Origin of the sequence: Paeniglutamicibacter sp. Y32M11, assembly GCF_019285735.1 — a bacterium.
In the GTDB taxonomy this organism is placed as follows: Bacteria; Actinomycetota; Actinomycetes; order Actinomycetales; family Micrococcaceae; genus Paeniglutamicibacter.
The window spans coordinates 1536282-1549290 of the sequence record NZ_CP079107.1 but is presented as its reverse complement, the minus strand read 5'-3'; the positions used below and the strand labels follow the sequence as shown (position 1 = coordinate 1549290).

Genomic DNA, 13009 nt, shown 5'->3' with positions numbered 1-13009 from the left:
CCCTCCCACAGAGAAGCGCGGGATACCGCTCATCTCTTGCACACAAATTTTTTAGTTATAGGAGAACGGGAACAAGATGTCTGAAACCGTGAACTTGCCCGCCCTGGGTGAAAGCGTCACCGAAGGCACCGTTACACGCTGGCTCAAGCAGGTTGGCGACCGCGTAGAGGTCGACGAGCCGTTGCTGGAAGTTTCGACCGACAAGGTCGACACCGAAATCCCTTCGCCGGTTGCCGGCGTCATTGAGGAAATCCTCGTGGCCGAGGACGAGACCGCCGAAGTTGGAGCCGCACTGGTTCGCATCGGTGATGGTTCCGGCTCAGCCGCAGCACCCGCGGCCGCCGCACCGGCCGAAGAAGCGCCGGCAGCACCGGCAGAGGCTCCGGCAGCACCGGCAGAGGCTCCGGCAGCACCGGCCGAAGCTCCCGCAGCAGCACCGGCTCCGGCCGCTGCCCCCGCAGCCGCCGCGTCGGGCGCCGAGATCACTCTCCCGGCCTTGGGCGAATCCGTCACCGAAGGCACCGTCACCCGCTGGCTCAAGGCCGTTGGCGACGAAGTTGCCGTTGACGAACCGCTGCTCGAGGTTTCCACCGACAAGGTCGACACCGAGGTGCCTTCCCCGGTTGCCGGTACCTTGCTGGAAATTCGCGTTCCGGAAGACGAGACCGTTGAGGTTGGTACCGTTCTGGCCATCGTTGGTGCCGCAGGCGCCGCTGCTGCTCCGGCTCCCGCTGCTGCTCCGGCACCAGTTGCCGCTCCGGCTCCAGTTGCCGCTCCGGCTCCTGCTGCTGCTCCGGCCGCACCGGCTGCCGCTGCCGCTCCTGCCGCTGGCAACGACGGTTACGTAACCCCGTTGGTTCGCCGCTTGGCAAACCAGAACAATGTTGATCTCTCCACCGTCACCGGCACCGGTGTTGGCGGACGCATCCGCAAGCAGGACGTCATTGACGCAACTGCTCCCGCTGCTCCGGCCGCAGCAGTTGCTTCGGCACCTGCAGCTCCGGCAGCCAAGGCTGCTGCACCCGTGGTTGCATCTTCGCTGCGTGGCACCGTTGCCAAGGCACCGCGTATCCGCCAGGTCATCGCTCGTCGCATGCGCGAGTCGCTGGATGTTTCCACTCAGCTGACCCAGGTGCACGAGGTCGACATGACTCGCGTCGCCAACCTGCGTAATTCGGCTAAGAACCAGTTTGCTGCCGTCAACGGCTCCAAGTTGACCTTCCTGCCGTTCATTGCCAAGGCCGTTGCCGAAGCATTGAAGCAGCACCCGAAGCTGAACGCCGAGTACGACGAGGCCAAGCAGGAGATCACCTACCACAACGCCGAGCACCTGGCGATTGCGGTTGACACCGACAAGGGCCTGCTGGTTCCTGTTATCTCCAACGCTGGCGACCTGAATCTCGCTGGCTTGGCCGGCAAGATCGCTGACGTGGCGAAGCGTACTCGCGACAACAAGATCGGACCGGACGAGCTGTCCGGCGGAACGTTCTCGATCACGAACATTGGTTCGGTCGGCGCGCTCTTCGACACCCCGATCATCAACCAGCCGCAGGTTGCCATCTTGGGCACCGGCGCAATCGTCAAGCGCGCAGTTGTCGTGAGCGGCGTTGACGGCGATGACACCATCGCCATCCGCCACATGATGTACCTGTCGCTGACGTACGATCACCGCTTGGTTGACGGCGCCGATGCAGGACGCTTCCTGCAGACGCTGAAGGCTCGCCTTGAAGAAGGCGCTTTCGAAGCCGACCTCGGCCTCTAAGCTCGAGTCACTAATAGGCCGAGGGCGGTACACCCCCATATGGGGATGTACCGCCCTCGGCCTATTTGTTCTCCCCCATGGAGGGCTGGAATTCTACAACCCGTCGAATTTCGATTAGGCTGACATCATGACTTTTTTGACTCCAATCCTGGTTTTCCTGCACGTATTGGGTGCGGCTGCGATCTTTGGCGGCTGGCTGGCCAACTTCAAGACACCCACCGTCAATATTTGGCAGTTCTACGGTTCCATAGCCCAGCTGGTCACCGGCCTAGCGCTGGTTGGCGTCGCTGAAGCCGGTGACGGCGAGGTGAACCACGCCAAGATCGCCGTCAAACTCTTGCTGGCCATCGGCGTCTTCGTGGCAGCACTTCTGGGCCGCCGCAAGATCAAAAATGGCCAAGAGGTACCCACCGGTCTGGCCCATGGCACCGGCGGCACTGCCCTGATTGCCATCGCTGTGGCGACCCTCTGGGTCTAATAAAGTATTTGAAGTATCGGTAGGTCTCATGCCTACAGAGCAATGGCGGTGTGCCAGCGGGTTTCCCGCCGACACACCGCCATTGCTGTTAAGCCCGGTTCTGTCGTTCTACTCCCCCGGGCCATAGGATTACCGTGGAGGCGTTCGCCTTCGTCCCATTGCAGATTCAAGGAGTTGTCACCATGGCAGTCACCACTAGAAGCGCAAGTACCGTTTGGACCGGAGATTTGGCGTCCGGCTCGGGGGAAACCACCTTTGAGACATCGGGTATCGGCACGTTCCCGGTAACCTGGCGAGCCCGCACCGAAGCCGCCGAGGGTAAGACCAGCCCGGAAGAACTGATTGCAGCCGCCCACGCATCGTGCTTCTCCATGGCACTGAGCAATATTCTCAAGCAGGCCGGCCACGTTGCCGACAAACTAGAAACCAGCGCAGCGGTGGACTTTGATACCAGCGATGGCGCCAAGATCAGTGCCATCAGGCTGACACTCAAGGCCACCATCCCCGGTCTAGAGGACGCGGAATTCCAGAAGCTCGCTCTCTCGGCAAAAGAGGGCTGCCCGGTATCGGCCGCACTCGCTGCCGTCCCCTCGATCACCCTCGATGCAAGCCTGACCTAGGTCTCATCCGGTAGTGTGCGCCGGCTGCGGCAGGTGCCCGCGCTGGCGCACACTCCACGATCGTTACCGTGCAGCGGATACCTGCCACAGTCTCCAAACCCCGTTGACGCGCCGCAATATCATTTGTATGCGCTGCATTTCGGGCTGCTTCACGCTGACAATAACCTCCCCGCTCGCATCCAAATAGCGGTAACTGCTTTGCACGCTCGTCGCATCCAATATCACCTCGTTTTCTGCGCTTGCGGGCAGCACGACCACGTCGCTGAGCCGGGTCTGCAGACCTTCAAGATGCACCCCCAGTTTTTTCATCCGGCCCATGACCTCCCCGTCCGTGGCCAGCGCCGGAGCTCCTTCAACATGCAAACGTTCCAATTGCTTGGAGTCCCCCTTCATCAGCGCCTTGTCCCGGCCCGAACTCAGTTCGGCGGCGGCAAGAATGATTTCCTGAACGTTTCCCGGCGTTCGCTGCTGCGTGGCTCCCGCTAACGGATCATGGATGACGCTTTGACTTGCCACCTGATCGGTGGGATTCACCAAAACATGCTGGTCGCTCGAGCGTTTGAAAGCATATGCACCCGAACCGGCGATGATCACCACCAGCAGACCAGCAAAAGCACCAAGAACAATGCGCCTGTTCCCGTGCCTCAACCCGTGAACCTTATGCATTGTGGTCCACGGAGCTTCCGCGGATTGTTGATCTAGCACATCTTGCTCGGGCAAAATGACCGTTTTGCCGATCACGGCTCGGAGCCGACGAGGCACGCGGCGCTGTTGGGCCTTGATCTGCGCTGTGCGCTGCTTGAGCAGTTCCTTGTCCGCGACAGACCGATGACCTTGGCGGCGATGCCAGCCCAGAAAGCCAGTTCCTGCGGGAACTTGGCGCGTGGTCGTCATGTGCTTCAGCGCTTCGGGTTCCACAGCCGAACTGAGTTCAACCGCTAGAGGTTCCCCGGCAACAAAGATGCGTTGTCCAAATTGTGCGGCTGTCGGCCGATTCTCCGGATCGATATCCAGACACTGCTCCAACAATCGCGCAAATTCGTCGTTCACTTCAGGAACCATCGCGCCCAAAGGCGTTCTATTAACCGTGGTGCTCGGCGGTCTTCCCGTCAGCAGGTACCACGTGCACGCAGCCAAGGCGTAGATGTCGCGTGCGGGTTCAAGAATTCCGGAGATGCTCTGCTGAGAACTCTCCGGTGCGCAGAAGCCGGTTGTCGCAAAGTCGCCCGGAGCCTGGCCCAGACTCCGATGCATTCCGTAGTCCCCCAACTTCGGTTTACCCTCGGCCGTAAACAAAATATTACGGGGGCTCAGATCACCATGGGTCAGCCCCCTGGCATGCAAGAAATCCAGAGCCTCGGCAATCGGTGCCATGACCGTGATGGTCTCCCCCACGCTTAATGGACCACGCACCGAAACGACGTTTGCGGCGGACCCGGCGGGGCAATATTCCATCAGCATGCCCGGGCCTAGGCTTGTCTCGATGGTTCCCAGAACATCAACCAAGAACTCATGTTCCAGTGGGCTCCAATCGATCTCCCCCGCCATTTCACTGGCCACTCCGCGCAGGATTTTAATGGCCAGCTCTACATGTGTCGCTTCTTCTTCGACGACAAAAACGAGGCCATGAGCTCCATCATCAAGGTGCCGTAGCGTGCGGTAGCCAACCATGCTGGGGAAAGCCGGAGGCTTGTCGTAGGATTCCATAAATCCGTTCTACGCCTCATGGTTTCGTGGCGCTTAAGTTATCCACAAGAAACAGTGTGTAGACGATTCGAGGGCAAGTGGCAAACCGCGTACTGTGGTTCCCATGACCATCAAATTCGAGAGAATCGGCCATGCCCCCGAGCTGGTTGATTACCGCGTCGCATGGGACATGCAACGCCAAATACACGGTGAGGTAACCGACGGGCAGTCTGGTCCCGTGGTGCTATTGCTGGAGCACGCTTCGGTTTACACCGCGGGTCGACGAACCGAACCCGAAGATTTGCCAACGGACGGCACCCCCGTGATCGACGTGGATCGCGGCGGGAAGCTCACCTGGCACGGCCCCGGGCAATTGGTCGGCTACCCCATCGTTCGGTTACGAGATATGAAGGGTATTCGGGAGTACGTTGAAACACTCGAAGAAGCCCTCATCAAGGTGGCCGTCGACTACGGAATCCCCGCAACCCGCATCAAGGGCCGCAGCGGCGTATGGGTGGCAGGAACCGACGGTGCCCAAGACCGGAAACTGGCTGCCATCGGTATCCGCGTTGACCACGGTGTAACAATGCATGGCTTCGCTCTTAACTGCTCCAATGATCTCGCGCCCTACGCCCAGATCATTGCCTGCGGCATCACCGACGCCGGAACCACGAGCATCAGCCAGGAAACCGGTCTTACCGTCAATCCGGCCGATGTCCTAGACCGCGTTGAAAAAGAACTTGAAGCGCTATTGAGTCCGATCGTCGCGCTGACTGCTACAACCCCCGAAGGAGCCCGTTCATGAGTGCCGCACCCGAAGGTCGCCGCCTGCTGCGTATTGAGCAGCGAAATACCGAGACTCCCGTCGAGCGGAAGCCCGAATGGATCAAGGCCAAGATCAATATCGGCCCCGAATACGTTAACTTGAAGAAGCTCGTCAAGTCCGAAGGCTTGAACACCGTCTGCGAAGAAGCAGGCTGCCCGAACATCTTCGAATGCTGGGAAGACAAAGAAGCAACATTTCTCATCGGCGGTTCGGAATGTACCCGTCGCTGTGACTTCTGCCAGATCGACACCGGCAAACCGGCAGCTTTGGATCGCGCGGAACCGTTTAAGGTCGCCATGAGCGTGAAGAAAATGGGACTGCGTTATGCCACCGTCACGGGTGTTGCCCGCGATGATCTCCCCGACGAGGGCACCTGGCTTTATGCCGAGACGGTCCGCCGCATTCACCAACTGAACCCCGGCACCGGTGTGGAACTCTTGATTCCTGACTTCTCCGGCAAGCCCGAGTACCTCGACGAGATTTGTGCTTCCGCCCCCGAGGTCTACGCACACAACCTCGAAACCGTGCCGCGCCTGTTCAAGTCGATCCGCCCGGCCTTCCGTTACGAACGCTCGCTTGATGTCATCTCCCAGGGTCGAGCCAATGGCATGATCACCAAGTCGAACCTGATCTTGGGCATGGGCGAGACGCGTGAGGAAATTACCGAGGCCATCCAGGATCTCGTGGAGGCGGGTTGCGACCTGCTCACCATCACGCAATACCTGCGTCCCACCGAGCGTCACCACCCGGTTGAACGCTGGGTTAAGCCACAGGAATTCGTGGAATTGCAGCAGGAAGCCGAAGAATTGGGCATTTTGGGCGTCATGAGTGGTCCCTTGGTTCGTTCCTCCTACCGTGCGGGACGACTCTGGGCAGCAGCAATGCGCAAAAAGGGCAACGTCATCCCGGAGGCGCTGGCCCACATCGCCAGCTCCGGCGACACTCGCCAGGAGGCTTCTTCGCTGGTCGGCGCCTAGGCGTTCCGCGATCACGTAGAATTGAACCACTATGGCCAAAAACACCGATAACGCCTCGTCTGAGGCTGCAAGTCCTAAGCGCGGACTGTTCTCGCGCAAGCCCAAGGCCGAAAAGGCCAACAAGGAACCGGGCCGGCTGAAACAGCTGGGCCAGGTCTTCCAGATGACTCGCAAGAATGACCCTATGGTCGTCTGGCTGATGCTTCTGGCTGCCCTTGGTGTCCTTGTTGTAGGTCTGGTCATCGGCCTGATCATCAACAACTGGGTCACGACCGTATTGATCGCGATTCCCGTGGCGCTGCTCGCAGCGACAATGATTCTTTCGCGACGTGCCGAAAAGGCTGCGTTCACCCAGCTCGAGGGTCGCCCCGGAGCCGCGGGAGCGGCCATGAGCGTTTTGCGCCGTGGCTGGATCCTGAAGGAAGAGCCAGTGGCGGTGAACCCTCGATCCAAGGATCTGGTGTTCATGGGCATCGGCCGAGCCGGCGTCGTATTGGTGACCGAGGGACCAACCGCCCGCGTTCGCTCGCTGGTTGATGCCGAGCGCAGGCGCATGGGCCGCGTTCTTCCCAACGTGCCCATCCACGTGATCCACTCCGGCAACGACGAGGGTCAAACCAAGTTGGCCGAGGTCGGCAAGGCGATGAAGAAGCTACCGAAGTCCATCACCAAGTTGGAGATCAGCGCCGTTGACAAGCGCTTGAGCACCCTGGGTAGCGCAAAGCTGCCGATCCCCAAGGGCATTGACCCGAACCGGGCTCGCCCCAACCGTAAGCAAATGCGCTAACGCTTAACAGCAACAGCCACCAACAAGTAATGCGGGTGTCCGAACCATTGGTTCGAACACCCGCATTACTTGTTTAAGTTCATCTCCACGCACCGCGAGGAAGAATCAGATGCGAACCAGAATCGTCTTGCGGATCCGATCATGGAATCCACGCTGATCCGAGTCGGTGAAGAAGACCGGAATCACCAGGCACAATAACGCGGTGCGAATGATTCCGGTCAGCGGCCGCACAGCACTTCCATCAAGCCCCTGGACCTGCATCCCGAAGATGCGGTGGCCGATTGAATGCCCGGTAACACCAACAAAGAGCATTTGCGTCGCGGCGAAGATCACCAAGTTCGCCGCGGGATCAGATTTAAAGAAGAACATGGAAATCAGCATCGCGATCCCCCAGTCCACCAATAGAGCGCCGACACGCCGACCGATGCGCGCAACAGAACCGGGGCCCCTTTCCGGGCGCCCCAATCTCTTGCCGGGCCATTCCTGATCACTTAACTGCGGCGGGCCCTCGAGCCACGAGCCAAAATCTTTTCTTTCCACATCCCCAGCCTACCGGGCAAGAACCGGGCGAGAGATTCCCGGCTCCCCCTATTTATATTCGCTTCGTCTTGGTTGAGTGACCCCACTACACCTAAGTGATTCACGCCACAATACAAGGCCTCTATTTGCTGCCTATGTAACGTAACGGAAACAATCGAGACACAGGAGAGTAATCGCTTAAGGCTAGTGTTGATAACACAGGAAGAAACGTCGTAGGACGTTTCCCAGTGACGGCACCCAAGCCGTCAATGTAGAAATCCCACACAGGAGTCCCTGACAATGTTCAAGAGCCCAGAAGAAGTCATCGCATATATTGCCGAAGAAGATGTCAAGTTTGTTGACATCCGATTCACCGACCTCCCCGGCGTCCAGCAGCACTTCAACGTTCCGGCCCGCACGGTTGATGCAGATTTCTTCCTCAACGGCCAGCTCTTTGATGGTTCCTCGATCGCCGGCTTCGCTGGCATCGCCGACTCTGACATGCAGCTCATCCCCGATGTGACTTCCGGTTACCTCGACCCGTTCCGTCTTGAGAAGACTCTTGCCTTCATCTTCTCCATCGTGAACCCGCGCACCGGCGAGCCGTACCACCGCGATCCGCGTGGTGTGGCCGAGCGCGCAGAGTCCTACCTGTCCTCGACCGGTATCGCTGACACCGCATTCTTCGCCCCCGAAGCCGAATTCTTCATCTTCGATAACGTTCAGTACGAATCGAAGCCCCAGGGCTCGTTCTACAAGGTTGACTCCATCGAGGCACCGTGGAACAGCGGCAAGAAGATCGAGGGCGGCAACCAGGGTTACACGACCCCCTTCAAGGGCGGTTACTTCCCGGTCTCCCCGACCGACAAGCAGGCCGACCTGCGCGACGCCATCTGCCTCGAACTCGAAGCAGCAGGCCTTGAGGTCGAGCGCAGCCACCACGAGGTTGGCGCTGCCGGTCAGGCTGAAATCAACTACAAGTTCAACACGCTGACGCACTCGGCCGATGACATCTTGAAGTTCAAGTACATCGTCAAGAACGTTGCCGACGCCTGGGGCAAGTCAGCTACCTTCATGCCGAAGCCGATCTTCGGTGACAACGGCTCGGGCATGCACTGCCACCAGTCGCTGTGGGCCAATGGCATCCCGTTGTTCTATGACGAGAAGGGCTACGCCGGCCTGTCCGACACCGCTCGCTGGTACATTGGTGGCCTGCTGAAGCACGCTTCGGCAGTTCTTGCCTTCACCAACCCGACCGTGAACTCCTACCGTCGTCTGGTCAAGGGTTACGAAGCACCGGTCAACATGGTGTACTCACAGGGCAACCGCTCCGCTGGTATCCGTATCCCGATCACCGGCTCGAACCCGAAGGCCAAGCGCATCGAGTTCCGCGCACCGGATGCCGCTTCGAACCCGTACCTGGCCTTCGCAGCCCAGCTGATGGCTGGCCTTGACGGCATCAAGAACCGCATCGAGCCGGCAGACCCGATCGATAAGGACCTCTACGAGCTCCCGGCCGAAGAAGCCAAGGATATCCAGAAGGCTCCGGGTTCCCTCGACGAGGCACTCGAGGCACTGGAAAACGACTTCGACTTCCTGCTCGAGGGCGACGTCTTCACCGAGGACCTGATCCGCACCTGGATCGAATACAAGCGTGAAGTTGAAATCAAGCCGCTGTCGCTGCGCCCGAACCCGTACGAGTTTGAGCTGTACTACGGCTGCTAAGCAGCACGCCGAGAATCCTCGGTAACTACTAAAAAGTCCGTGTGGATGAGTCGCTTCAAATGAAGCCGACGTTCTCCACACGGACTTTTTTGTGTTCGCTTTGGCCGGTCAAAAATCTGTTCAGCCACAGCCATTTATCTTGCTGTACGTCGCCAACATCTTCACTTGGTCCTCACCTCGTGGTCGGATGAGCGCGCAAGGCCTCAGCCGACCACGGTGGTCAGTAGGAAGGCACTGTCCTCGTTGGCCACAACATCATGCAGGGCATCGGGCAACACAAACAGTCCCCCATGTTCAATGACGCGTGATTCACCGGCCCAATTAACCACGATTGTGCCGCGCAACACCTGCAGCGTCGCGGCCAGCGGTTTGGCGTGCTCGTTGAGCCGGGAGCCCTCAAGCAAGGTAATGAGCGTGTGGCGCAGATGGCCGTCCTTGAGCACAGCGACCGCGCTGCGGCCATTGTGTGAGGCCTTGGCCTTCTGGGCCTCCGTGGTCAATAAGTCATCGAGTTCTGCGCTGGAAAGATGCATGGCCTTCTCCCCGTCCTTTCAAAGATGATGGCGCGGGGCGGATCACCGCGTCGGTGACCTCAGCCTAGGCGCTTAATCCTCGAAGCCGTAGAAGTAGCGCTCAAAAACGTTTCTGGCCCGGCGCGTGGCCTTGAGATAGTCGTCTTCCATCACCGAGGCCTCCCCGGGAGCATAACCACACCAACGCGCCACAGCCTCCATATCGGGCCAAGAGGTCGGCAGCACATCGCTGACCCGACCGGTGCAGATCAACCCGGCACTGCGGATCCTAGTGGCCAATGACCATGCAGTATCCAGCGTCTCTAGGTCGTCTTCGGGAATGAGTCCCGCCGCGCCGATGGCTTTAAGCGCCGGACGCGTAGAGGTGGTGCGTAAGTCGGGGTGTTCCTTGGCGTGCTGCAGCTGAATGAGCTGGACCAGCCATTCCACATCGCTGAGCGAGCCACGGCCCAATTTCAGGTGACGCTCCGGTTCGGCACCGCGGGGCAACCTTTCGGCCTCCACTCGGGCCTTGATCCGGCGGATCTCGCGTACCTGATCCTCGCCCATGACCTGCTCATAACGCAGGGGCTGGACCATCGCCATAAAGTCTTCCGCCAGCGCTTCGGACCCTGCCATGGGGGCAGCACGCAGCAGCGCCTGCTGCTCCCAGATCTGGGACCACCGGCGGTAATACTCCTCATAGGATTCGATGGAGCGCACCAGCGGACCGCTCTTGCCCTCGGGGCGCAGCGCAGCATCAATTTCTAGCCGCGGTTCTGCAGCGATCGCCGGCACCATGGCCTTGCCCAACAAGGAACCCACTGCTGTGGCAATGCGCAGCGCCTGCGCTTGGGCATCTTCCGGCGACGAATCCTTGAAGGGGCGCTGGACGAACATGACGTCGGCGTCCGAACAGTAGCCTATTTCCTTTCCACCCTGGCGCCCCATGGCCACCACCAGGAATTCACCGAGCTGCGGGGTCTTGGCAAATTCGGTGCGCTGGGCAACTTCCAAGGCACCGCGCACCGCGGCCCGGTCATTTTCGGCCAGGGCACGGCCCACCGTGTCCTGATCGATCGCTTCTGCACCGTCGGCCAACGCGATGCGCAAAATTTCACGTCGGCGCACCAGTCGAATCAGCCGCATGGCCTGCTCGGCGGCGGGATTGCGCTTCAGTTTTGCGGAGATTTCCGCCCACAAGGCCTCGGAGCTCAGCGGGACCAACTGTTTGTTGTCGCCCAACCACGCGGTGGACTCGGGCGAGACCTCCAACAGATCGGTAATGAAACGGGAATTAGACAGGATGCGGCACAGCCGCTCGGCTGCAGCATTGGAGTCGCGCAGCATCCCCAGGTACCAGTGCGACTCCCCCAATGATTCGCTCAGGCGCCTGAACCCTAGCAAGCCGGCGTCCGGGTTGACCCCTTCGGCAATCCACCCCAGCAACACCGGAAGCAGCTGCCGTTGCAGGGCTGCACGTCGGCGCACTCCGCCGGTCAGTGCCTCGATATGGCGCATTGCTGCCTTCGGATCGGCATAACCGAGGGCGCGCAAGCGTGATTGCGCCGCTTCCGGGGAAAGCCGGACCTCGTCGGCCGACAAGTTTGCGGAGTTGCTCAGCAGGGGGCGGTAGAAGATTCGTTCGTGCAACTGGCGTACCAGCCGTTTGGTCTCGCTCCAGCGCTGGAGCAGACCCGCAGCGGTCGATATTTTGCCTCCCACACTCGATCGCACGGCCCGAGCCAAAACTCGTTGGCCGGCCTCCTTGTGCGGCATCAGGTGCGTCCGACGCAGGTTCACCAGCTGGATGCGGTGCTCTAGGACACGCAGGAAGCGGTAGGAACTATCAAATTTTTGCGCATCGTCGCGGCCAATGTATCCGGCCATGCTCAGTGCCTCGATGGCCTTGGTGGTTGAGCGTACGCGCAAGGTTTCATCCACGCGACCGTGGACCAGCTGGAGCAGTTGAACGGTGAATTCAACATCCCGCAGTCCACCGGGACCCAGCTTCAGCTGGAACGCCACCTCGGTGGGCTTGATGTTTGCCGTCACTCTGCGGCGCATGCGCTGGACCGAATCAACAAACCCGTCGCGTTCCGAGGAAGACCAGATCAGCGGCGCGACCATGGCTTCGTAAGCTGCACCCAGAAGTGCGTCACCGGCAATGGCACGAGCCTTCAGCAGTGCCTGGAATTCCCAAGACGCGGCCCAGCGTGCGTAATATGCCGCATGCGACTCGAGAGTACGGCTGAGGGCACCATCTTTGCCTTCGGGACGCAGGTTGGCGTCTACCTCCCACAGACCAGGTTCGATACCCGAGCTGTCGATGGCCCGGGAGATGCCCACCGCCAGTTCCGTGGCGATGGTGTGGGCCAGCTCGTCCTCCAGTTGATCACTGGAATGCACATAAATGACGTCGACATCCGAGACGTAGTTCAGTTCCTGGGCGCCACACTTACCCATGCCGATGACCGCCAGTCGAAGATCGGCGATATCTGCGGGGTCAAAGCGTTCGGCGGCCTCGGCGCGGCTGATCGCCAGCGCACCATCGATGGCGGCCGCAGCAAGGTCGGCCAGTTCGCGCCCTACAGCGGGCATGGCCTCCAGTGCGTCGGCGGCCCCGAGGTCACGGTGGGCCAGGCTGAGCACCGCGCGGCGGTAAGCCACCCGCAACATTCGATAACCATCTTCGCCCCTGACCGTGGCCACCGGGGGCATCCCAGCGGACGGATCGGCGCCGACGGCGCGCAATAACTCGGCCCGCAATTCCATGGCGCTGCGTCCGCGCATCACCTGTGGCGCCGGTGCCGCCAAGACCTGCAGTGCGGAAGGTTCGCGGATCAAGAATCCCGCCAAGGCGTCGGAGGCACCCAACAAGCGCATGAATCCCGGGGCGAGGCTCGGATCCTTCACAAGCTTCAGTGCGTCCGGTGCGTGCTCAATGACCCTTAGCAGGGACAGCAGGGCCTGATCCGGGTCCGCGGCGTGGGAGAGGTGGCCCACCAGAACACCCAAATCGAGGCCGATCAGTTCCTTATCGGCCAGGAAGCGCTTGGCGCGCTCGAGGTCGTCGAAACCTGCCGCAATCAGCTGCCTCGTGGGCATCACCGGCAC

11 protein-coding genes are annotated in these 13009 nt (G+C 60.3%); 7 read left to right on the top strand and 4 right to left on the bottom strand.

The genetic code is table 11. The features are described from left to right. Positions 1-76 precede the first annotated feature (76 nt). From sucB to KUF55_RS06735, 3 genes are all read left to right on the top strand, one after another. Positions 77-1762, top strand: a complete 1686-nt coding sequence (sucB, locus tag KUF55_RS06745; protein ID WP_218818378.1) for a 2-oxoglutarate dehydrogenase, E2 component, dihydrolipoamide succinyltransferase — start codon at positions 77-79, stop codon at positions 1760-1762. Between the two features lie 127 nt (positions 1763-1889). Then, positions 1890-2240, top strand: coding sequence for a hypothetical protein (locus tag KUF55_RS06740; RefSeq protein ID WP_218818377.1), 351 nt, complete (start codon positions 1890-1892; stop codon positions 2238-2240). A gap of 182 nt (positions 2241-2422) precedes the next feature. Further along, complete coding sequence (locus tag KUF55_RS06735) at positions 2423-2860, top strand: OsmC family peroxiredoxin (RefSeq protein WP_132364873.1); 438 nt, start codon at positions 2423-2425, stop codon at positions 2858-2860. A 63-nt stretch (positions 2861-2923) separates the two neighbouring features. Here KUF55_RS06735 and KUF55_RS06730 read toward each other — a convergent pair whose 3' ends face one another. Next, positions 2924-4567, bottom strand: coding sequence for a protein kinase (locus KUF55_RS06730; RefSeq protein WP_218818376.1), 1644 nt, complete (start codon positions 4565-4567; stop codon positions 2924-2926). Positions 4568-4670: 103 nt separating this feature from the next. On the opposite strand from KUF55_RS06730, the gene lipB reads away from it, so the two are divergent. Genes lipB through KUF55_RS06715 form a run of 3 tightly spaced genes read left to right on the top strand, consistent with a single transcriptional unit; the run spans position 4671 to position 7136 of the window. Then, the gene (gene lipB / locus KUF55_RS06725; RefSeq protein ID WP_132364869.1) at positions 4671-5351 is read left to right on the top strand and encodes a lipoyl(octanoyl) transferase LipB; all 681 of its coding nucleotides are present in this window, start codon (positions 4671-4673) and stop codon (positions 5349-5351) included. Further along, on the top strand, positions 5348-6349 hold the full coding sequence (gene lipA, locus KUF55_RS06720; protein ID WP_132364867.1) for a lipoyl synthase: 1002 nt from the start codon (positions 5348-5350) through the stop codon (positions 6347-6349). The genes lipB and lipA overlap by 4 nt, the downstream gene beginning before the upstream one ends. Before the next feature lie 31 nt (positions 6350-6380). Beyond that, the gene (locus tag KUF55_RS06715) at positions 6381-7136 is read left to right on the top strand and encodes a DUF4191 domain-containing protein (protein ID WP_132364865.1); all 756 of its coding nucleotides are present in this window, start codon (positions 6381-6383) and stop codon (positions 7134-7136) included. 105 nt (positions 7137-7241) lie between these two features. Here KUF55_RS06715 and KUF55_RS19010 read toward each other — a convergent pair whose 3' ends face one another. Further along, positions 7242-7517 (bottom strand): RDD family protein, encoded by a 276-nt coding sequence (locus KUF55_RS19010; RefSeq protein ID WP_370630964.1) that lies wholly within the window; start codon positions 7515-7517, stop codon positions 7242-7244. 438 nt (positions 7518-7955) lie between these two features. On the opposite strand from KUF55_RS19010, the gene glnA reads away from it, so the two are divergent. Beyond that, a complete protein-coding gene (glnA, locus tag KUF55_RS06705; protein WP_132364863.1) occupies positions 7956-9380 on the top strand; it encodes a type I glutamate--ammonia ligase in 1425 nt (474 codons plus the stop codon). Between the two features lie 203 nt (positions 9381-9583). Here the strand turns inward: glnA and KUF55_RS06700 are convergent, their stop codons facing one another. Both KUF55_RS06700 and KUF55_RS06695 read right to left on the bottom strand, forming a co-directional pair. Continuing rightward, positions 9584-9913 (bottom strand): cupin, encoded by a 330-nt coding sequence (locus KUF55_RS06700; protein ID WP_132364861.1) that lies wholly within the window; start codon positions 9911-9913, stop codon positions 9584-9586. Between the two features lie 72 nt (positions 9914-9985). Continuing rightward, entirely contained in the window at positions 9986-13000 is a 3015-nt protein-coding gene (locus tag KUF55_RS06695) for a bifunctional [glutamine synthetase] adenylyltransferase/[glutamine synthetase]-adenylyl-L-tyrosine phosphorylase (protein ID WP_370630963.1), read from the bottom strand. Positions 13001-13009: the final 9 nt, after the last annotated feature.

Bases quoted from the DNA above. Each gene is read 5' to 3' on its own strand.
- lipA (WP_132364867.1), top strand. From the start codon at position 5,348: ATGAGTGCCGCACCCGAAGGTCGCCGCCTGCTGCGTATTGAGCAGCGA.
- KUF55_RS06740 (WP_218818377.1), top strand. From the start codon at position 1,890: ATGACTTTTTTGACTCCAATCCTGGTTTTCCTGCACGTATTGGGTGCG.
- KUF55_RS06730 (WP_218818376.1), bottom strand. From the start codon at position 4,567: ATGGAATCCTACGACAAGCCTCCGGCTTTCCCCAGCATGGTTGGCTAC.
- KUF55_RS06715 (WP_132364865.1), top strand. From the start codon at position 6,381: ATGGCCAAAAACACCGATAACGCCTCGTCTGAGGCTGCAAGTCCTAAG.
- KUF55_RS06735 (WP_132364873.1), top strand. From the start codon at position 2,423: ATGGCAGTCACCACTAGAAGCGCAAGTACCGTTTGGACCGGAGATTTG.
- KUF55_RS06695 (WP_370630963.1), bottom strand. From the start codon at position 13,000: ATGCCCACGAGGCAGCTGATTGCGGCAGGTTTCGACGACCTCGAGCGC.
- sucB (WP_218818378.1), top strand. From the start codon at position 77: ATGTCTGAAACCGTGAACTTGCCCGCCCTGGGTGAAAGCGTCACCGAA.
- glnA (WP_132364863.1), top strand. From the start codon at position 7,956: ATGTTCAAGAGCCCAGAAGAAGTCATCGCATATATTGCCGAAGAAGAT.
- KUF55_RS06700 (WP_132364861.1), bottom strand. From the start codon at position 9,913: ATGCATCTTTCCAGCGCAGAACTCGATGACTTATTGACCACGGAGGCC.
- lipB (WP_132364869.1), top strand. From the start codon at position 4,671: ATGACCATCAAATTCGAGAGAATCGGCCATGCCCCCGAGCTGGTTGAT.
- KUF55_RS19010 (WP_370630964.1), bottom strand. From the start codon at position 7,517: ATGCTGATTTCCATGTTCTTCTTTAAATCTGATCCCGCGGCGAACTTG.